General features: G+C 58.4%; 16 protein-coding genes. All 16 read left to right on the top strand.

The genetic code is table 11. The features are described 5' to 3' along the window. The first annotated feature begins 134 nt into the window (after positions 1 to 134). The 16 genes from pyrH (at position 135) to SANT_RS04580 (ending at position 20,180) form a co-directional block, all read left to right on the top strand. Entirely contained in the window at positions 135 to 860 is a 726-nt protein-coding gene (gene pyrH / locus SANT_RS04505; RefSeq protein ID WP_025421110.1) for a UMP kinase, read from the top strand. 68 nt (positions 861 to 928) lie between these two features. Then, positions 929 to 1,486, top strand: a complete 558-nt coding sequence (frr, locus tag SANT_RS04510) for a ribosome recycling factor (RefSeq protein WP_025246437.1) — start codon at positions 929 to 931, stop codon at positions 1,484 to 1,486. 156 nt (positions 1,487 to 1,642) lie between these two features. Continuing rightward, positions 1,643 to 2,839, top strand: a complete 1,197-nt coding sequence (gene ispC, locus SANT_RS04515) for a 1-deoxy-D-xylulose-5-phosphate reductoisomerase (protein WP_025421111.1) — start codon at positions 1,643 to 1,645, stop codon at positions 2,837 to 2,839. Positions 2,840 to 3,034: 195 nt separating this feature from the next. After that, entirely contained in the window at positions 3,035 to 3,796 is a 762-nt protein-coding gene (ispU, locus tag SANT_RS04520; RefSeq protein WP_025421112.1) for a (2E,6E)-farnesyl-diphosphate-specific ditrans,polycis-undecaprenyl-diphosphate synthase, read from the top strand. Between the two features lie 9 nt (positions 3,797 to 3,805). Beyond that, the gene (cdsA, locus tag SANT_RS04525; protein ID WP_025421113.1) at positions 3,806 to 4,663 is read left to right on the top strand and encodes a phosphatidate cytidylyltransferase; all 858 of its coding nucleotides are present in this window, start codon (positions 3,806 to 3,808) and stop codon (positions 4,661 to 4,663) included. Positions 4,664 to 4,682: 19 nt separating this feature from the next. Further along, the gene (gene rseP, locus SANT_RS04530) at positions 4,683 to 6,038 is read left to right on the top strand and encodes a sigma E protease regulator RseP (protein WP_025421114.1); all 1,356 of its coding nucleotides are present in this window, start codon (positions 4,683 to 4,685) and stop codon (positions 6,036 to 6,038) included. A gap of 37 nt (positions 6,039 to 6,075) precedes the next feature. Continuing rightward, complete coding sequence (bamA, locus tag SANT_RS04535) at positions 6,076 to 8,502, top strand: outer membrane protein assembly factor BamA (RefSeq protein WP_025421115.1); 2,427 nt, start codon at positions 6,076 to 6,078, stop codon at positions 8,500 to 8,502. Between the two features lie 142 nt (positions 8,503 to 8,644). Further along, positions 8,645 to 9,142: a molecular chaperone Skp gene (skp, locus tag SANT_RS04540; protein ID WP_025421116.1), complete on the top strand. Its 498-nt coding sequence runs from the start codon at positions 8,645 to 8,647 to the stop codon at positions 9,140 to 9,142. Between the two features lie 3 nt (positions 9,143 to 9,145). After that, positions 9,146 to 10,168, top strand: coding sequence for a UDP-3-O-(3-hydroxymyristoyl)glucosamine N-acyltransferase (gene lpxD, locus SANT_RS04545; RefSeq protein ID WP_025421117.1), 1,023 nt, complete (start codon positions 9,146 to 9,148; stop codon positions 10,166 to 10,168). A 150-nt stretch (positions 10,169 to 10,318) separates the two neighbouring features. Next, the gene (gene fabZ / locus SANT_RS04550; protein WP_011411663.1) at positions 10,319 to 10,774 is read left to right on the top strand and encodes a 3-hydroxyacyl-ACP dehydratase FabZ; all 456 of its coding nucleotides are present in this window, start codon (positions 10,319 to 10,321) and stop codon (positions 10,772 to 10,774) included. Positions 10,775 to 10,778: 4 nt separating this feature from the next. Next, on the top strand, positions 10,779 to 11,567 hold the full coding sequence (lpxA, locus tag SANT_RS04555; protein ID WP_025421118.1) for an acyl-ACP--UDP-N-acetylglucosamine O-acyltransferase: 789 nt from the start codon (positions 10,779 to 10,781) through the stop codon (positions 11,565 to 11,567). A 2-nt stretch (positions 11,568 to 11,569) separates the two neighbouring features. After that, on the top strand, positions 11,570 to 12,718 hold the full coding sequence (gene lpxB, locus SANT_RS04560; RefSeq protein WP_025421119.1) for a lipid-A-disaccharide synthase: 1,149 nt from the start codon (positions 11,570 to 11,572) through the stop codon (positions 12,716 to 12,718). A 23-nt stretch (positions 12,719 to 12,741) separates the two neighbouring features. Next, positions 12,742 to 13,338 carry a ribonuclease HII gene (gene rnhB / locus SANT_RS04565; RefSeq protein ID WP_025421120.1) on the top strand — a complete coding sequence of 199 codons (597 nt, stop codon included), beginning with the start codon at positions 12,742 to 12,744 and terminating at the stop codon, positions 13,336 to 13,338. Positions 13,339 to 13,396: 58 nt separating this feature from the next. Beyond that, positions 13,397 to 16,879 carry a DNA polymerase III subunit alpha gene (gene dnaE, locus SANT_RS04570; protein ID WP_025421121.1) on the top strand — a complete coding sequence of 1,161 codons (3,483 nt, stop codon included), beginning with the start codon at positions 13,397 to 13,399 and terminating at the stop codon, positions 16,877 to 16,879. 12 nt (positions 16,880 to 16,891) lie between these two features. Further along, positions 16,892 to 17,851 (top strand): acetyl-CoA carboxylase carboxyl transferase subunit alpha, encoded by a 960-nt coding sequence (accA, locus tag SANT_RS04575; protein WP_025421122.1) that lies wholly within the window; start codon positions 16,892 to 16,894, stop codon positions 17,849 to 17,851. A 196-nt stretch (positions 17,852 to 18,047) separates the two neighbouring features. Further along, positions 18,048 to 20,180 (top strand): lysine decarboxylase LdcC, encoded by a 2,133-nt coding sequence (locus SANT_RS04580; RefSeq protein WP_025421123.1) that lies wholly within the window; start codon positions 18,048 to 18,050, stop codon positions 20,178 to 20,180. Positions 20,181 to 20,211: the final 31 nt, after the last annotated feature.

A 20,211-nucleotide genomic window follows, 5' to 3' on the forward strand; every position in this document is an offset into this window, starting at 1 on the left:
TGTTCGGAACCGCCTGCAGGCGGTTCCGCTTTAATGAGCCGGAATAATGTCAGACGACGTGTGCCGCACTCATCAGCCGGGCGCGGCACCAGGTCAATTCCATCCCATGAAATCGCTCTCAAGGAACAGATCAAATGGCAACCAACGCAAAACCCATTTACCAGCGTATCCTGCTCAAATTGAGCGGTGAAGCCCTGCAGGGCGCCGAAGGTTTCGGTATTGACGCCAGCGTACTGGATCGCATGGCCCAGGAAGTAAAAGAACTGGTGGAGTTGGGTATCCAGGTGGGCGTGGTCATCGGCGGCGGCAACTTGTTCCGCGGTGCGGGGCTGGCGAAGGCCGGCATGAACCGCGTGGTGGGCGATCATATGGGTATGTTGGCGACCGTCATGAACGGTCTGGCGATGCGCGACGCCCTGCATCGCGCCTATGTCAATGCCCGTCTGATGTCGGCGATTCCGCTGAACGGCGTCTGCGACAACTACAGCTGGGCCGAAGCCATCAGCCTGCTGCGCAATAATCGCGTGGTCATTTTTGCCGCCGGTACCGGCAATCCCTTCTTTACCACCGATTCCGCCGCCTGTCTGCGCGGTATTGAAATTGAAGCCGAGGCCGTGCTGAAAGCGACGAAAGTGGATGGCGTCTTTTCCGCCGATCCGGTAAAACATCCGGATGCTACACTTTACGATCAATTAAGCTATCAGGATGTGCTGGAGCAAGAATTGAAAGTCATGGATCTGGCCGCCTTTACCCTGGCGCGGGATCACAATCTGCCGATTCGCGTGTTCAATATGAACAAGCCTGGCGCGCTGCGGCGGGTGGTAATGGGTGATAAAGAAGGCACCTTGATTACCAAGTAATGCATAACGGGGCCTGGCTACCCACCGCCACGGTCCGCCCGGATAACCAAGTCTCAAGGGTTCGCAACGTGATTAATGAAATCCGTAAAGATGCCGAGAATCGCATGGAAAAATGCGTCGACGCGTTCAAAAACCACATCAGCAAAGTCCGCACGGGCCGCGCTTCCCCGAGCCTGCTTGACGGTATTCAGATCGAATATTATGGCACGCTGACGCCGCTGCGCCAGCTGGCCAATATTGTCGCCGAGGATTCCCGCACTCTGGCTATCACCGTCTTTGACCGCGCGCTGGCGCCGGCGGTGGAAAAAGCCATTATGGCCTCCGATCTGGGGCTCAATCCCTCTTCCGCCGGTACGGTTATTCGCGTGCCGCTGCCGCCGCTGACCGAAGAGCGCCGCCGCGATCTGATAAAAGTGGTGCGCGCCGAAGCGGAGCAGGGTCGGGTGTCGGTGCGCAACGTCCGTCGCGATGCCAACGATAAAGTGAAGGCGCTGCTGAAAGACAAAACCATCGGTGAAGACGAAGACCGCCGTTCGCAAGACGAGATCCAAAAGCTGACCGATGCCTGGATCAAAAAGCTCGATAGCGCTTTAGCGGAAAAAGAAGCGGAATTAATGGAAATTTAATCCGCTGGCGAAGTAAAACGCCGCAGCGGCGCCTCCCTGGCGGGGTGCTGTCGCTGCGGTGTTTTTTTTTGTTTGAGCCGCCATAGACAAAATGGCGCCATCGTCTCAGACTAGATGTTTCCTTCATAATTCCAACGCGGTATAAAAAGTAACTTCATGCGGCATTTGACGATTCTTGGCAGTACCGGCTCCATTGGCGCCAGTACCCTGGCGGTGGTAAAGCACAATCCCGACCAATTCACCGTGCGCGCGCTGGTGGCCGGTAACAACGTTGCCCTGATGACCGAGCAGTGTCTGGCCTTTCGTCCCGACTACGCCTGTATGGCGGACGCCGCCGCGGCGCGGGCGCTCAAAGCCAACCTCGACGCGGCGGGTGCCACCACCGCGGTGCTGTCGGGCGCGCAGGCCGCCTGTGAGCTGGCGGCGCTCAATGAGGTGGATACGGTCATGGCTGCGATTGTCGGCGCCGCCGGGCTGTCGGCGACGCTGGCGGCGCTACGCGCCGGCAAGCGGGTATTGCTGGCCAATAAGGAGTCGCTGGTCACCTGCGGCCGGCTGTTCATGAACGAGGCGCGCCGCCATCACGCCCTGTTGCTGCCGGTAGACAGCGAACATAACGCGATTTTTCAGAGTTTACCTGAACCACTTCAGCGCGGGTTGGGTTACGCTTCCCTGATGGAACATGGCGTGTCGCGCATTATCTTGACCGGCTCCGGCGGCCCCTTTCGCCAGACATCGCTAGCCGAACTGGCCATGATGACGCCGGAGCAGGCCTGCGCCCACCCCAATTGGTCGATGGGACGTAAAATATCGGTGGATTCCGCCACCATGATGAACAAGGGATTGGAATATATCGAAGCGCGCTGGTTGTTCAATGCCGCGGCCGAGCAGATGGAAGTGCTGCTGCATCCCCAGTCCATCATCCACTCCATGGTACGCTATACCGACGGCAGCGTGCTGGCGCAATTGGGGTCGCCGGACATGCGTACGCCGATCGCGCACGCCATGGCCTATCCCGAGCGTGTGCCCTCAGGGGTCGCGCCGCTGGATTTTTTACGCCTCGGCACGCTGAGCTTCGAGCCGCCGGACGCCGCCCGTTATCCCTGTCTGCAGCTGGCGGTCGACGCCAGTCAGTGCGGCCAAGCGGCGACTACTGCGCTTAATGCCGCTAATGAAATCGCGGTAGCGGCGTTTTTGCGTGGCGATATCCGCTTTACCAATATTGCCGCCGTTAATCGGCGGGTGCTGGAGCAGGCCAACCAGCCCGAACCGGACAGCGTGGAAGCGGTGCTGGCCATCGACGGCCAGGCGCGGGAAATGGCGCGCCAAAGCGTCAGATTTTACGGGCGGTGACGCGACTTAGCGCCGCGACGGCTGATTTGTTCGTTGACCGGCAAAATGATATAGTCTGCGCCACTCATCCCGTCGATGAAGGCCAGCCGGGTAAAAACAGTGACAGGCCGTGTACGCACACGGCTTTTTTGCGCGTTCGGGGCCCTTCGTTCCGGTAAGACGGTGGTATTCTTAGTGAGGAAATACGTAAGCGTGATGTCGTCCGAAAATCAGCAAAAGCCAAAAGCGTTGCCTCCCTCCTCACCACGCCATGTGGCTATTATTATGGATGGCAACGGCCGCTGGGCGAAAAGCCGGGGGAAATTACGTATCTTCGGTCACCAAGCCGGCGTCAAGTCGGTCCGCCGCGCGGTAAGCTTTGCCGTCAGCCATCATTTCGACGCGTTGACGCTGTACGCGTTCAGCAGCGAAAACTGGAATCGCCCCAGCCAGGAAGTGTCCGCGCTAATGGAGCTGTTCGTGCGGGCGCTGGACAGCGAAGTGAAAAGCCTGCACAAGCATAACGTCCGGCTGCGCATTATCGGCGACACCTCGCGCTTCGGTATGCGGTTGCAGGAACGTATCCGCCGCTCCGAGGCGCTGACCTGCAATAATGACGGGTTGACCCTGAATATTGCCGCGAATTATGGTGGACGTTGGGATATCATTCAGGGGGTGCGGCAACTTGCCGCCCGGGTGCAAGAGGGCATCCTGCGTCCCGATCAGATAGATGAGGACGCCTTATGCCAGGTGGTCTGCATGAACGAGCTGGCCCCGGTGGATCTGGTGATCCGCACCGGAGGGGAACATCGCATCAGTAATTTCCTGCTGTGGCAGATAGCCTATGCAGAGCTGTTTTTTACCGACGTGTTATGGCCGGATTTTGACGACGCTGTTTTTGAAGGTGCGCTGAATGCTTTTGCTCAACGCGAGCGGCGCTTCGGTGGAACTACACCTAATGATGCCAACGCATCCTAGGGGGGATTTTTGCTGAAGTATCGCCTGATTACTGCTTTTGTCCTGATACCCATTGTTATCGCCGCACTGTTTTTGTTGCCGCCGGTTGGATTCGCCCTGGTTACCCTCGCGGTGTGTATGCTGAGCGCCTGGGAATGGGGGCAACTTGCGGGACTGGCCTCCCGCAGCCAGCGCATCTGGCTTGCCATACTCTGTGGCCTGCTGCTGGCGCTAATGATGCTCACCGTACCGGCCTACCGGCCGTTCGTGACCGTCTGGCAGGCGCAATATGCCCTATGGGCCGCCCTGGTCTGGTGGCTGGCGGCGCTGTTGTTGGTGTTGTGCTATCCCCGTTCCGCCACGCTTTGGCGCGACTCCCGATTACTGCGGCTGGCGTTCGGTATCCTGACCATTTTGCCCTTTTTCTGGGGCATGCTGGCGCTGCGTCAGCACCATTATGATATTAACCACTTTACCGGTGCCTGGTGGCTATTGTATGTCATGGTGCTGGTCTGGGGCGCAGATTCCGGCGCCTACATGTTCGGGCGCGCGCTCGGTCGTCACAAGCTGGCGCCGAAGGTCTCGCCCGGCAAAACCTGGGAGGGGCTGGTGGGCGGTCTGGTCACTTCCGCGGTGATAGCCTGGCTGTTCGGCAAATATGCGCCCCTTGACGCGGCCCCGCTTACGCTGCTGATTTGCTCGGTTGTCGCGGCGCTGGCGTCGGTGCTGGGTGATTTAACCGAAAGTATGTTCAAACGGGAGGCCGGTATCAAGGACAGCGGCCATTTAATCCCCGGCCATGGCGGCATTTTAGATCGTATAGACAGTTTGACCGCCGCGGTGCCGGTGTTCGCTTGTCTGATGCTGCTGGTCTTTAACGCTATCTGAGTCGGGACTGGGAGCGCTTATGCTGCACTTTTTCTGGAGTCTTGCCGCGTTCATCGTCGCGCTGGGCGTATTGATCACGGTGCATGAGTTCGGCCATTTTTGGGTGGCCCGCCGCTGCGGCGTGACGGTGGAACGGTTTTCCATCGGCTTCGGGCGTGCGCTGTGGCGCCGGCGTGACAAACGCGGCACGGAGTATGTTATCGCCGCCATTCCCCTGGGCGGCTACGTCAAAATGCTGGACGAGCGGGTAGACACCGTTGCGCCCGAGCGTCGTCATGAAGCATTCAATCATAAGACCGTCTGGCAGCGCGCCGCGATTATCGCCGCCGGGCCGGTATTCAACTTCCTGTTCGCCATTTTCGCCTATTGGCTGGTGTTTCTAATAGGCGTGCCGAGCTACCGGCCGGTTATTGGCGATATTGCCCCCCATTCCATCGCGGCGCAGGCCGAAATTTCTCCCGGTATGGAACTTAAGTCGGTTGACGGTATCGAAACGCCTGATTGGGATTCGGTTCGCCTGCAGCTTATCGATAAGATTGGCGACGGCGAAACCACCCTTGGCGTCGCGCCGTTTGGCGCCGCGCAGAGCGAGCGGAAAACGCTGGATTTGCGCGGCTGGCAATTCGAGCCGAACAAGCAAGACGCCATCGTTGCCCTGGGCATTATTCCCCTCGGTCCGCGCATTGAGCCGGTGCTTGCCGAAGTCCAGCAGGGGTCGGCCGCGATGAAAGCCGGTTTGCAAGCCGGCGACAGGATCGTTAAAGTCGATGGTCAGCCGGTCGCCGCATGGCAGCTGTTCGTGACCCAGGTACGCGATAATCCCGGCCGGCCGCTGCAAGTCGGCATTGAACGGCAGGGCAGCGCACTGGATATCACCCTGCGGCCCGACAGCAAGCCGGTGGGCAAAGGGGAAGTGGAAGGGTTCGCGGGCGTCGTGCCGAAGATAATCCCGCTGCCGGCGGAATACAAAACCGTGCGGCAGTACGGTCCGCTCCCGGCCCTGGCCCAGGCCGGCGAAAAAACCTGGCAGCTGATGCGGCTTACGGTCAGTATGTTAGGCAAATTGGTAACCGGGGATGTTAAGCTGAACAATCTGAGCGGGCCGATTTCCATCGCCCAGGGTGCAGGGATGTCAGCGGAATACGGTTTGATTTATTACCTAATGTTTCTGGCGCTGATCAGCGTCAATTTAGGGATTATCAATCTGTTCCCGTTACCGGTGTTAGATGGTGGCCATTTGCTCTTCCTGGCGATAGAAAAGCTCAAGGGAGGGCCGGTGTCCGAACGAGTGCAGGACTTTAGTTATCGTATCGGCTCGATTTTGCTGGTGCTGCTAATGGGTCTGGCCCTTTTCAATGATTTCTCCAGGCTATGATAGCCTGAGATTATGTTAGGAAGAACGCATAACCACGATGGCGATGAAAAAGTTGCTCATAGCGTCGCTGCTTCTTAGCAGCGCCACCGTATACGGTGCAGACGGGTTCGTAGTGAAGGACATTCATTTCGAAGGACTGCAACGGGTCGCCGTCGGTGCGGCGTTACTCAGTATGCCGATCCGTGTCGGCGACACGGCGACCGATGAAGATATCGGCAATACTATCCGCGCTCTCTTCGCTACCGGAAACTTTGAGGATGTCCGGGTGCTGCGTGACGGAGATTCACTGGTTGTACAGGTCAAGGAGCGCCCGACCATTGCCAGCATTACCTTCTCCGGCAACAAAGCGGTGAAGGAGGAGATGCTCAAGCAAAACCTGGATGCCCAGGGCGTTCGGGTCGGCGAGGCCCTTGACCGCACCACCATTTCCAATATCGAAAAAGGCCTTGAGGACTTCTACTACAGCGCCGGTAAATACAGCGCCACGGTGAAGGCGGTGGTCACGCCGCTGCCGCGCAACCGCGTCGATCTGAAGCTGGTGTTTACCGAAGGCGTCTCGGCCAAGATTCAGCAAATCAACATTGTCGGCAACCATGCTTTCACCACCGATGAGCTGATTTCACGCTTCCAACTGCGCGATGAAGTGCCGTGGTGGAACGTGGTGGGCGATCGTAAATACCAAAAACAAAAGCTGGCCGGCGATCTCGAAACCCTGCGCAGCTTTTATCTCGATCGCGGCTATGCCCGCTTCAATATCGATTCTACGCAGGTCAGCCTGACGCCGGACAAAAAGGGCATCTACATCACCCTGAACATCACCGAAGGCGCGCAATACAAGCTGTCTGGCACGGTGGTCAACGGCAACATGGCCGGCCACTCCGCCGAAATCGAGCAGTTGGCCAAGGTGCAGCCGGGCGAGCTGTACAACGGCGCCAAGGTCACCAAGATGGAGAACGACATCAAGCAATTGCTGGGTCGTTACGGCTATGCCTATCCGCGCGTGGCAACACAGCCGGAAATCAACGACGCGGACAAAACGGTCAAGCTGCACATCAGCGTCGATGCCGGCAACCGGTTCTACGTGCGCCACGTACGCTTTGAAGGCAACGACATCACCAAGGACTCGGTGCTGCGCCGCGAAATGCGCCAGATGGAAGGCGCCTGGCTCGGCAGTAATCTGGTCGATCAGGGTAAAGAGCGCCTCAATCGTCTGGGCTACTTTGAAACCGTGGATACCGAAACCCAGCGCGTGCCCGGTTCGCCGGACCAGGTAGACGTGGTCTACAAAGTGAAAGAGCGCAACACCGGCAGCATCAACGTCGGCGTCGGCTTCGGGACCGAGAGCGGCGTCAGCTTCCAGTTCGGTATCCAGCAGGATAACTGGCTGGGGACCGGTAACTCCGTCGGCTTTAGCGGCACCAAGAACGACTACCAGACCTATGCCGAGCTGTCGATGACCGATCCGTACTTTACGGTCGATGGCGTCAGCTTGGGCGGTAAGATCTTCTACAACGACTTCAGCGCCGACGACGCGGATCTGTCCGATTATGATCTGCGCAGCTACGGCGTGGGCACCACGCTAGGCTTCCCCATCAGCGAAAACCATTCGCTGAATTTCGGGCTGGATTACGTGCATGACGATCTGACCAACATGCAGCCGCAGGTGACAATGTGGCGCTATCTGAACAGCGTCGGCATCAATCCCAAGGTGGTTACCACCGATAAGGCGGACAGCGACGCCGATTTCAGCGCCGATGATTTCTTCTTATCGATGGGCTGGAGCTACAACAATCTGGACCGCGGCTATTTCCCCACCGCCGGTTCGCGCGCCAGTCTGACCGGTAAGGTGACGGTGCCCGGTTCCGATAACGAATATTACAAAATTACCTTCGACGCCAGCCACTACATCCCGCTTAGCGAAAGCGGCAACTGGGTACTGATGGGCCGGGCGCGCGCCGGCTACGCCGACGGTCTGGGCGGCAAGGATGTGCCGTTCTACGACAACTTCTATGCCGGCGGCTCCAACACCGTGCGCGGTTTCCGTTCCAATACCATTGGTCCGAAAGCGGCGTATTATAAGTGCAATAGCGGCAATACCCGCTATAGTGATTGTCCGGTGGACAAATCCAGCGATGCCGTGGGCGGTAACGCGATGGCCATCGCCAGCGCCGAACTTATCGTACCGACGCCGTTCCTGAGTGAGAAGTATGCCAACTCGGTGCGCACCTCGCTGTTCGTTGATGGCGGCACCGTTTGGGACACCGGCTGGCAAAATACCAGCGCGACCCGCGCCGCCGGTATTCCCGACTACAGCGATCCGGGCAATATCCGTATTTCCAGCGGTATCGCCCTGCAGTGGATGTCGCCGCTGGGGCCGTTGGTGTTCTCTTATGCGCAGCCGGTCAAGAAATACGACGGCGACAAGTCAGAGCAGTTCCAGTTTAATATTGGTAAAACGTGGTAATATGACACGGGATGATAGGCAGGCAAGGAGCAGGGCGACAGAGGCATTGACGTAGGATCAAGATGTTGCGTGCAAAGCAGGTTTACGCTGTCGCCTGGCTTTACAATGAAGCAAAACACAATGAGTGGTTAAGGAGTTTATAGTGAAAAAGTGGTTATATGCCGCGGGCCTGGGTTTAGCACTCGCTACCTCCACCGTCGCGCAAGCTGCCGATAAAATTGCTGTGGTTAACGTCTCCAGCATTTTCCAGCAGTCGCCGCAGCGTGCCGTGGTCGCTAAACAGCTCGAAAATGAATTTAAGGGCCGCGCCACCGAACTTCAGTCTATGGAACGCGATCTGCAAACCAAGATGCAGCGTCTGCAGCGTGACGGTTCCACCATGAAAGCCAGCGAGCGTAGCTCACTGGAGAAATCGGTGATGGCGCAGCGCGAGACCTTCTCCACCAAAGCGCAGGCGTTCGAGCAGGACAACCGTCGCCGCCAGACGGAAGAACGTAATAAAATTCTGAGCCGTATTCAGGACGCGGTGAAGAGCGTTGCCACCAAGGAAGGCTATGATGTCGTTATCGATGCTAACGCCGTCGCTTATGCCAGCAACGCCAAAGACATTACCGCTGACGTTCTGAAACAGGTCAAATAAGTCATGTCTTCAATTCGACTGGCTGATCTAGCACAGCAGTTGGATGCACAATTGCACGGTGATGGCGAGATCGTCATCACCGGCATTGCCTCCATGGGCAGCGCGCAAGCGGGCCAGATTACGTTTCTCTCGGACAGCCGCTTTCGTGAAAAACTCTCTTCCTGTCAGGCGTCGGCGGTGGTGCTCACCGAAGACAGTCTGCCTTTCTGCACCGGCGCCGCGCTGGTGGTTAGTAATCCTTACCTGACTTACGCCCGCATGGCGCAGCTGATGGACACCACGCCGAAGCCTGCCGAGGATATCGGCGCGGGCGCGGTTATTGCGCCTGGCGCGACCCTGGGACAGCGGGTGGCGGTGGGCGCTAACGCCGTGGTGGAATCCGGCGTGGTGCTAGGGGATGACGTGATAATCGGCCCTGGCTGTTTTGTCGGCAAGAACACCCGCATTGGCGCCGGCACGCGCTTATGGGCTAACGTCACCGTTTATCACGACATCGTCATCGGCGAGCGTTGTCTGATCCAATCCGGCACCGTCATTGGCGCCGATGGTTTCGGCTATGCCAACGATCGCGGCAACTGGATCAAAATTCCGCAGCTGGGCCGCGTCATTATCGGCGATCGGGTTGAAATCGGCGCCTGCACCACCATCGATCGCGGCGCGCTGGACGATACCACCATCGGCAACGGCGTGATTATCGATAATCAGTGCCAGATTGCACATAACGTGGTTATTGGTGACAATACCGCGGTCGCCGGCGGCGTTATTATGGCGGGCAGTCTGACCATCGGGCGCTATTGCATGATTGGCGGCGCGAGCGTCATTAATGGTCATATGGCCATTTGCGATAAAGTCACGGTGACCGGCATGGGCATGGTTATGCGCCCAATAACCGAACCCGGCGTATACTCCTCCGGGATCCCGTTGCAGCCGAATAAAGAGTGGCGTAAAACCGCCGCGTTAGTCATGAATATCAGCGATATGAGCAAGCGGATGAAAGCCATCGAGCGAAAATTAGCAAAAAACTAATCGCTCCCGCCCCTTATAGAGGATAATGCGCGTCGAGGCGCCTAAGCCCGGCGAGCCATTATTATATTCGCGGCCTGCTTGTTTTATCCTGCCGGGATTAAAGCAGGCCGTGTTGTTAATGCCACGTTTTTTAAAGACAGGAAGAGTATTTTGACTACTGACACTCATACTCTGCATATTGAAGAGATATTAGAACTGCTGCCCCACCGGTTTCCGTTTCTGCTGGTGGACCGCGTGCTGGATTTCGAGAAAGGGAAGTTTCTGCGGGCGGTGAAGAATGTTTCCTTCAATGAACCGTTTTTCCAGGGTCATTTCCCGGGCAAACCGATTTTTCCCGGGGTGTTAATCCTGGAGGCCATGGCTCAGGCGACGGGCATTCTGGCGTTCAAGAGCGCGGGTAAGCTGGCGCCGGGTGAACTCTATTATTTCGCCGCCATCGATGAAGCGCGTTTTAAGCGTCCGGTGCAGCCGGGCGATCAGATGATCCTCGAAGTTGAATTCATTAAAGAGCGTCGCGGCGTCGCGCGCTTCAAAGGTGTTGCCAAAGTTGATGGCGAAGTGGCTTGCGAAGCGTCAATGATGTGCGCCCGTCGCCGGGAGGCCTAAATACGTGATTGATCAATCCGCCTTTATACATCCCAGCGCCATCGTGGAAGAGGGCGCTATTATCCATGCCGGCGCGCATGTCGGCCCGTTCTGCGTTATCGGGCCGCAGGTCGAAATCGGTGCGCGCACGGTGCTGAAGTCCCACGTGGTGGTGACCGGTATTACCCGCATCGGTGAAGATAACCAGATTTATCCGTTCGCCTCCCTTGGCGACGTCAATCAGGATCTGAAGTATGCCGGGGAGCCAACGCGGGTCGAAATCGGGCACCGCAACCGGATTCGGGAAAGCGTGACCATTCATCGTGGCACGATACAAGGCGGAGAAGTGACTCGCGTCGGCAGCGACAATTTGCTGATGGTGAATGCCCATGTCGCCCACGACTGCACGGTGGGCGACCGCTGCATCATGGCCAATAATGCCACGCTCGGCGGCCATGTGGCGGTGGACGATTACGCCATTATCGGCGGCATGACCGCGGTGCATCAGTTCTGTGTCATTGGCGCCCACGTCATGGTCGGCGGCTGTTCCGGCGTTGCCCAGGATGTCCCGCCTTTCGTTATCGCCCAGGGTAACCACGCCACACCGTTCGGCCTGAACATTGAAGGGCTGAAGCGCCGCGGTTTCGATCGCGCCGCGCTGCACGCGATCCGCGCCGCTTATAAAATTATTTACCGCAGCAGCAAAACCCTCGACGAAGCCAAACCGGAGCTAGAAGCGCTGGCGCAGGAGCATCAGGTGGTAAATACCTTCCTGGACTTCCTGTCACGCTCGCAGCGCGGTATCATCCGCTGATTATGTCGGCACGTCCCATTACCATCGGTCTGGTAGCCGGAGAGACCTCCGGCGATATTCTCGGCGCCGGTCTGATACGCGCCCTGCGCGGCCATCTACCGGAGGCCCGCTTTGTCGGCGTCGCCGGCCCGCGCATGCAGGCGGAAGGAATGGAAGCCTGGTACGACATGGAAGAATTGGCGGTAATGGGTATCGTCGAGGTGCTCGAGCGCCTGCCGCGGCTGTTGCGCATCCGCCGCGATCTGACTCGCCGCTTCGCCGCGCTGCGGCCCGACGTTTTTGTCGGCATCGACGCGCCGGATTTTACGATTACCTTGGAAGGCCGCCTCAAGCGGCGCGGCATCCGCACTATTCATTACGTTAGCCCTTCCGTTTGGGCCTGGCGGCAAAAGCGGGTGTTCAAAATCGGCCGCGCCACGGATAATGTGTTGGCTTTCCTGCCGTTTGAAAAGGCGTTTTACGACCGCCACCATGTCCCCTGCCAGTTCATCGGCCATACGCTGGCGGACGCCATGCTGCTCGACCCGGATAAAGCCGCCGCGCGGCAGGAGCTGGGCATTCCCGCCGCCGCGCGCTGTCTGGCGCTGCTGCCGGGCAGTCGCCACAGCGAGGTGGCGATGCTGAGCGCGGATTTTCTGCGCGCCGCCGAGAAGGTGAGCCAGCGTTTCCCAGGGCTGGAGATTGTCGTGCCGTTGGTGAATCCGGCCCGGCGGGCGCAGTTTGAGCACATTTTGGCGGAGGTGGCGCCGGCGTTGTCGGTCAGGCTTCTGGACAACCAGGCCCGTCAGGCGATGATTGCCGCTGATGCCGCCCTGTTGGCCTCCGGCACCGCGTCGCTTGAGTGTATGCTGGCCAAGTGCCCCATGGTGGTGGGCTACCGCATGAAGCCGATGACGTTCGCGCTGGCGCGGCGGCTGGTGAAAACCCCGTGGGTGTCGCTGCCCAATTTGCTGGCCGGGCGTGAGCTGGTCAAGGAATTATTGCAGGAGGCGTGCCGGCCGGACGCGCTGGCGGCGGCCGTCATCGAGCTGCTCGACGATGATGCCGAGCGCGCGGCGCTGCTGGCCACGTTTCGCCAATTGCATCAGCAGATTCGCTGCAACGCCGATGAACAGGCGGCGCGCGCGGTGCTGGCGCTGATTAACCGATAATACTCTTGCAGGTAGTGATACGCATGACGGAACCTTTTATCTATCCTGTGGCGACGCTTATCGCCGGCGTCGACGAAGTCGGGCGCGGGCCTTTGGTGGGTGCGGTGGTGACCGCTGCCGTGATCCTGGATCCCGCCCGGCCGGTGGCGGGGCTGGCGGACTCGAAAAAGCTAAGTGAAAAGCGGCGCGAGGCGCTGTATGAGGACATCACCTGCCGCGCGCTGGCCTGGAGCGTGGGTCGCGCCGAAGCCGATGAAATTGACCAGATCAATATTTTTCAGGCCACGCTGCTGGCGATGCAGCGGGCGGTCGCGGCTCTGGCCGTCGTGCCGGATTTTGTACTGGTGGACGGCAACCGCTGCCCCCTGCTGCCTATGCCTTCACAGGCGGTAGTGAAAGGCGATAGCCGGGTGGCCGAAATCAGCGCCGCCTCCATCATTGCCAAAGTGACCCGCGATCGGGAGATGGCCGCGCTGCACCAGCAGTTCCCCGAATATGGTTTCGCCCAGCATAAGGGATATCCCACCGCTTTCCATTTGGAAAAGCTGGCGCTGCATGGGGCGACCGTGCATCATCGACGAAGCTTTGCTCCGGTCCGGCGGTTGCTGGAGCCGGCATGAACCTGGCATTGTCGCGCGGCGCGATCGTCGCGCCCACACTTCACATCGGGTAGCATCTATGGCCGAACCACGTTTTATTCACCTGCGCGTACACAGCGACTATTCCATGATCGATGGGCTGGTCAAAGTCGGACCGTTGGTAAAAAAAGCCGCGGCCCTGCATATGCCGGCGCTGGCCATCACGGATTTCACCAATTTATGCGGCCTGGTTAAATTTTACGGCAGCGCCCACGGCGCCGGCATCAAACCGATTATCGGCGCGGATTTTTTCGTACAAAGCGAGATGCTGGGCGATGAACTGGCGGAATTGACCATTCTGGCGGCCAATAATGTGGGCTATCAGCACCTGACCCTGCTGATATCGGACGCCTACAAACGCGGCTACGGCGCCGCCGGGCCGGTCATCGATCGCGACTGGCTGATTGAACATAACGAGGGATTGATTCTGCTCTCCGGGGCGCGCAAAGGGGATGTCGGTAAATACTTGATGCGCGGCAATATGCCCCAGGTGGAACAGTGCCTGGCGTTTTACCAGCGCTATTTCCCCGACCGCTATTATCTGGAACTCATCCGCACCGGCCGGGCGGACGAAGAGAATTACCTGCACGCCGCGGTGGAGCTGGCGGCGCGTCGAGGCTTACCGGTAGTGGCCACCAACGATGTGCGCTTTACCAGCGCGGATGATTTCGACGCCCACGAGATCCGGGTGGCGATACACGACGGCTTTACCCTCGATGACGCCAAGCGGCCGCGCAATTATAGCCCGCAGCAGTATATGCGCAGCGAAGAGGAGATGTGCGAGCTGTTCGCCGATCTGCCGGAAGCGCTGGCCAACAGCGTGGAAATCGCCCGGCGCTGCAACGTCACTATCCGCCTCGGCGAGTATTTCCTGCCGCAGTTTCCGACCGGCGAAATGTCCACCGAAGATTATCTGGTCAAATGCGCGCGTGAAGGCCTGGAGGAGCGGTTGGCATTCCTGTTTCCCGATGCCGATAGGCGGCGCGAGCAGCGCCCGGCCTACGACGAACGTCTGGACATTGAGCTGCAGGTGATAAACCAGATGGGATTCCCGGGATACTTCCTGATAGTGATGGAGTTTATCCAGTGGTCGAAGGATAACGGCGTACCGGTCGGACCGGGGCGCGGTTCCGGCGCGGGCTCGCTGGTGGCCTATGCGCTGAAAATCACCGATCTTGACCCGCTGGCGTTCGATTTGCTGTTTGAACGTTTCCTGAACCCGGAACGCGTATCAATGCCGGACTTCGACGTCGACTTCTGCATGGAGAAGCGCGATCTGGTGATAGATCACGTGGCCGAGACCTACGGGCGCGACGCGGTTTCGCAAATTATCACCTTCGGTACCATGGCGGCCAAAGCGGTCATCCGCGACGTCGGCCGGGTGCTGGGCCACCCTTACGGTTTTGTGGATCGCATTTCCAAATTGGTCCCCCCCGATCCCGGTATGACGCTGGAAAAAGCCTTCGTCGCGGAGCCGCAATTGCAGGCCATCTATGACGCCGACGAAGAGGTCAAAGCGCTGATTGATATGGCGCGCAAGCTCGAAGGTGTCACGCGCAACGCCGGTAAACACGCCGGGGGCGTGGTGATCGCGCCCACCAAAATTACCGATTTCGCGCCGCTTTATTGCGATGCCGAAGGCAACCATCCCGTTACCCAGTTCGATAAAAACGATGTGGAATATGCCGGCCTGGTGAAGTTTGACTTCCTCGGCCTGCGTACCTTGACCATCATCAACTGGGCGCTGGAAATGATCAACGCCCGGCGCGCCCGGCAGGGTTTGGCGCCCATCGATATCGCGGCTATCCCGCTGGAGGATAAGAAAAGCTTCGATATGCTGCAGCGCTCTGAAACCACGGCGGTATTCCAGCTGGAATCGCGCGGCATGAAGGATCTGATAAAGCGCCTGCAGCCCGACTGTTTCGAGGATATGATCGCGCTGGTGGCGCTGTTCCGGCCCGGTCCGCTGCAATCGGGCATGGTGGACAACTTTATCGACCGTAAGCACGGCCGCGAAGCCATCTCCTATCCCGATATCGAGTGGCAACATGCCTCGCTGCAACCGGTGCTGGAGCCGACTTACGGCATCATCCTTTACCAGGAACAGGTGATGCAGATAGCCCAGGTGCTGGCGGGCTATACCCTGGGCGGCGCGGATATGCTGCGCCGCGCGATGGGGAAAAAGAAGCCGGAGGAGATGGCCAAACAGCGCTCGGTATTCAAAGCCGGAGCGGAAAGTATCGGCGTCGACGGCGAACTGTCGATGAAGATCTTCGATCTGGTGGAAAAATTCGCCGGCTACGGCTTTAACAAATCCCACTCCGCCGCTTATGCGCTGGTGTCGTATCAGACGCTGTGGTTGAAAGCCCACTATCCCGCCGAGTTCATGGCGGCGGTAATGACCGCCGACATGGATAACACCGAAAAGGTTGTGGGGCTGGTGGACGAATGTCTGCGTATGGGCCTGAAGGTCCTGCCGCCGGATATCAATAGCGGCCAGTACCATTTTCACGTCAACGAAGAGGGCGAGATAGTCTACGGCATCGGCGCCATTAAAGGCGTGGGGGAAGGCCCTATTGAAGCCATTATCGAGGCGCGCAATCAGGACGGCCATTTCCGTGAGCTGTTTGATTTGTGCGCGCGCACCGATATCAAAAAGCTCAATCGTCGCGTGCTGGAAAAGCTGATAATGTCCGGCGCTTTCGACCGCCTGGGGCCGCACCGCGCCGCGCTGATGAATTCTCTCGGCGACGCGCTCAAGGCCGCCGATCAGCATGCCAAAGCCGAGGCCATTGGTCAGGGCGATATGTTCGGCGTGCTGGCAGAGGAGCCGGAAGCGGTGGAAGCCTCCTACAGTACCGTGGCGCCATGGCCGGAGCAGGTGGTGCTGGACGGCGAGCGGGAAACGCTTGGCCTGTACCTGACCGGGCATCCCATCACCCAATATCTGCGCGAGATTGAACGCTATGCCGGCGGGGTGCGCCTGAAGGATATGCACCCCACCGATCGCGGCAAAATGGTGACCGCGGTGGGGCTGGTGCTCTCCGCGCGGGTGATGGTCACCAAGCGGGGCAACCGGATCGGCGTTTGTACGTTAGACGATCGTTCCGGCCGGCTGGACGTGATGCTGTTCACGGATGCACTGGAAAAATACCAGCATTTACTGGAAAAAGACCGTATCCTTATCGCTCAGGGACAGGTCAGCTTTGATGATTTCAACGGCGGGCTTAAGATGACCGCCCGTGAATTGATGGATATTAGCGAAGCACGTGAAAAATATGCGCGCGGGCTTGCTATCTCGCTGACCGACAGGCAAATTGATGACCAGCTATTAAACCGTCTCCGTTTATCGTTGGAACCGCATCGATCGGGGACGATTCCAGTGCATCTTTATTATCAACGGCAAGATGCGCGCGCGCGGCTGCGCTTTGGGGCAACCTGGCGGGTGACGCCGACCGACCGTTTACTGAATGACTTGCGAACACTTGTGGGAAATGAACAGGTGGAACTGGAATTTGACTAATATAGGAATACTATGAGTCTGAATTTTCTTGATTTTGAACAGCCGATTGCAGAGCTGGAAGCGAAAATTGACTCGCTGACCGCAGTCAGCCGTCAAGACGAAAAATTAGATATTAATCTGGATGAAGAGGTGCAGCGCCTGCGTGAAAAAAGCGTGGAGCTGACGCGGAAAATTTTCTCCGATCTGGGTGCGTGGCAAATCGCCCAGCTGGCGCGACATCCCATGCGTCCCTATACGCTGGATTATGTGCGGCATATCTTCACCGATTTTGACGAATTGGCGGGCGATCGCGCCTATGCCGATGATAAAGCCATCGTCGGCGGCATCGCGCGTTTGGATTCGCGGCCGGTGATGATCATCGGCCACCAGAAAGGGCGGGAAACGAAAGAGAAGATCCGCCGCAACTTCGGGATGCCGGCGCCGGAAGGTTACCGCAAGGCGCTGCGGCTGATGGAGATGGCGGATCGGTTCAATCTGCCGCTGCTTACCTTCATCGATACGCCGGGCGCCTACCCGGGTGTCGGCGCCGAAGAGCGCGGCCAATCCGAGGCTATCGCAAAAAACCTGCGCGAAATGTCGGGCCTGCGGGTGCCGGTGATCTGCACCGTAATAGGCGAGGGCGGCTCCGGCGGCGCGCTGGCGATTGGCGTCGGCGATAAGGTCAACATGTTGCAGTACAGCACCTATTCGGTGATCTCCCCGGAAGGCTGTGCCTCTATTTTGTGGAAAAGCGCGGACAAAGCGCCCATCGCCGCCGAAGCGATGGGCATTATCGCCTCGCGCCTAAAAGAGCTGGAGCTTATCGACAGCATCGTGCCGGAGCCGCTGGGCGGCGCCCACCGCGATGTGCCGACCATTGCCGCCGCGCTGAAAACGCAACTGCTGGACGATTTGGCCGAGCTTGACGGTCTCAACGAGGAAGAGTTGCTCAACCGCCGTTATCACCGCCTGATGAACTATGGCTATTGCTGAGTGACCGACGCCGGACGCCGGCGCTCGAGGTGCCCGGGCCGGACCGGCGATGTCTCACACCCCGCATGTTCGCGCCTGCGGGGTGTTTTTTTTCGGCCGGCGATGTGCTTTGGCCGCGCCCGGCCAGCCGCAATGCCGGCTATGCTTAACGTTCGGCCGAGATAACTGAGCGAAGGACTTACGAAGGATGCGTTGAATGAACATCATTGCAATACTTTTGCCGGAACCGGTATTTTACAAAGCCGAACCGGTACGGGAGCTGGCACAGGCGCTGACCGATCAGGGCTATCACATTGTCTATCCCAGCGGCAGCCAGGATTTATTAACCTTACTTGAGCAGAATCCGCGCATTGCAGGCATTATTTTCGACTGGGAACAGTACGGCATGGATCTCTGCCTGGCCATTAACGAGATTAACGAGTATCTGCCGCTGTATGCGTTTATCAGCACCCATTCGGTGCTTGACGTCAGCGCCAATGAGATGCGCATGGCGCTCTATTTTTTTGAATATGGCTTAAACGCCGTCGCCGATATTAGCCAGCGTATCCGGCAATATACCGCTGAATATATTGATGCCATCATGCCGCCTTTGACCAAGGCGCTGTTCCATTATGTGGAAGAGGGGAAATATACTTTTTGCACGCCGGGCCATATGGCCGGTACCGCCTATCAGAAGAGCCCGGTGGGCAGCCTGTTCTATGACTTCTTCGGCGGCAATACGCTAAAGGCGGACGTGTCGATTTCGGTGACCGAACTGGGATCGCTGTTGGACCATACCGGCCCCCACCTGGAGGCGGAGGAGTATATCGCCCGCACTTTCGGCGCCGAGCAGAGTTATATGGTCACCAACGGGACCTCCACCTCCAACAAAATCGTCGGTATGTACGCCAGCCCCGCCGGCAGTACGGTGCTCATTGACCGCAACTGCCATAAGTCGCTGGCTCACCTGCTGATGATGAGCGATGTGGTGCCGATATACCTGACGCCGAGCCGCAACGCCTACGGCATTCTGGGGGGAATTCCGCAGCGGCAGTTCAGCCGCGCGAGCATCGCACAGAAGGTGGCGGCGACCCCGCAGGCCAGTTGGCCTGTGCATGCGGTAATTACCAATTCCACTTATGATGGTCTGCTGTATAACACGCAGTACATTAAACAGACGCTGGCGGTGCCGTCGATCCATTTTGACTCCGCCTGGGTGCCCTACACCAATTTCCATCCTATCTATCGCGGCAAAAGCGGCATGAGCGGAGAGCGAACCCCCGACAAAGTCATCTTCGAGACGCAATCGACGCACAAATTGCTGGCGGCCTTTTCACAGGCGTCAGTTATCCATATTAAGGGTGATTATGATGAACGCACCTTTAACGAAGCGTACATGATGCACACCACCACCTCGCCCCATTACGGCATCGTGGCATCCATTGAGATGGCGGCGGCGATGGTGCGCGGCAAACCGGGGCGCCGCCTGATTCAACGCTCCATTGAGCGGGCGCTGCATTTTCGTAAAGAGGTTTACCGTTTACGTCAGGAGTCGGAGGGCTGGTTTTTCGATATCTGGCAGCCTGAGATCATTGAAGACGCCGTCTGCTGGCCGGTGGAGCCGGGCGCGCCGTGGCACGGGTTTCGCGATGCCGACGCCGACCATATGTACCTCGATCCCATCAAGGTCACCATCCTGACGCCGGGAATGGACGAGACCGGAGAGATGGCGTCGGAGGGGATTCCGGCTTCGCTGGTGGCCAAGTTCCTCGATGAGCGCGGCGTGGTGGTGGAGAAAACCGGTCCTTATAATCTGCTGTTTTTGTTTAGTATTGGTATTGATAAAACCAAGGCGATGAGCCTATTGCGCGGGTTGACCGAGTTTAAGCGCGCCTACGATCTTAATCTGCGCGTGCGCAATATGTTGCCGGACCTGTACGCGGAAGATCCTGATTTCTACCGCCACATGCGTATTCAGGACTTGGCGCAGGGTATCCACGGGTTGATCCGCCAGCATCATCTGCCGCAACTGATGCTCAATGCTTTCGCGGTGCTTCCCGAGATGAAAATGACGCCTTACGCCGCGTTCCAGCAGCAGGTGCGCGGTAACGTAGAAACCGTTGAGCTGTCGCAAATGGTTGGCCGCATTTCCGCCAACATGCTGTTGCCGTACCCGCCGGGGGTACCGGTGGTGATGCCCGGCGAGATGATCACCGAAGGCAGCCGCGCGGTGCTGGATTTCCTATTGATGCTGTGCTCAATCGGTCAACATTATCCGGGCTTTGAAACCGACATTCACGGCGCTGAACTGACCGATGATGGCCGCTATTGGGTAAGGGTCCTGAAATAAAGCGCCACCCGGCGGACGGCATGGGCGTACC

Origin of the sequence: Sodalis praecaptivus, from assembly GCF_000517425.1 — a bacterium.
GTDB classification, from domain to species: Bacteria; Pseudomonadota; Gammaproteobacteria; order Enterobacterales; family Enterobacteriaceae; genus Sodalis_A; species Sodalis_A praecaptivus.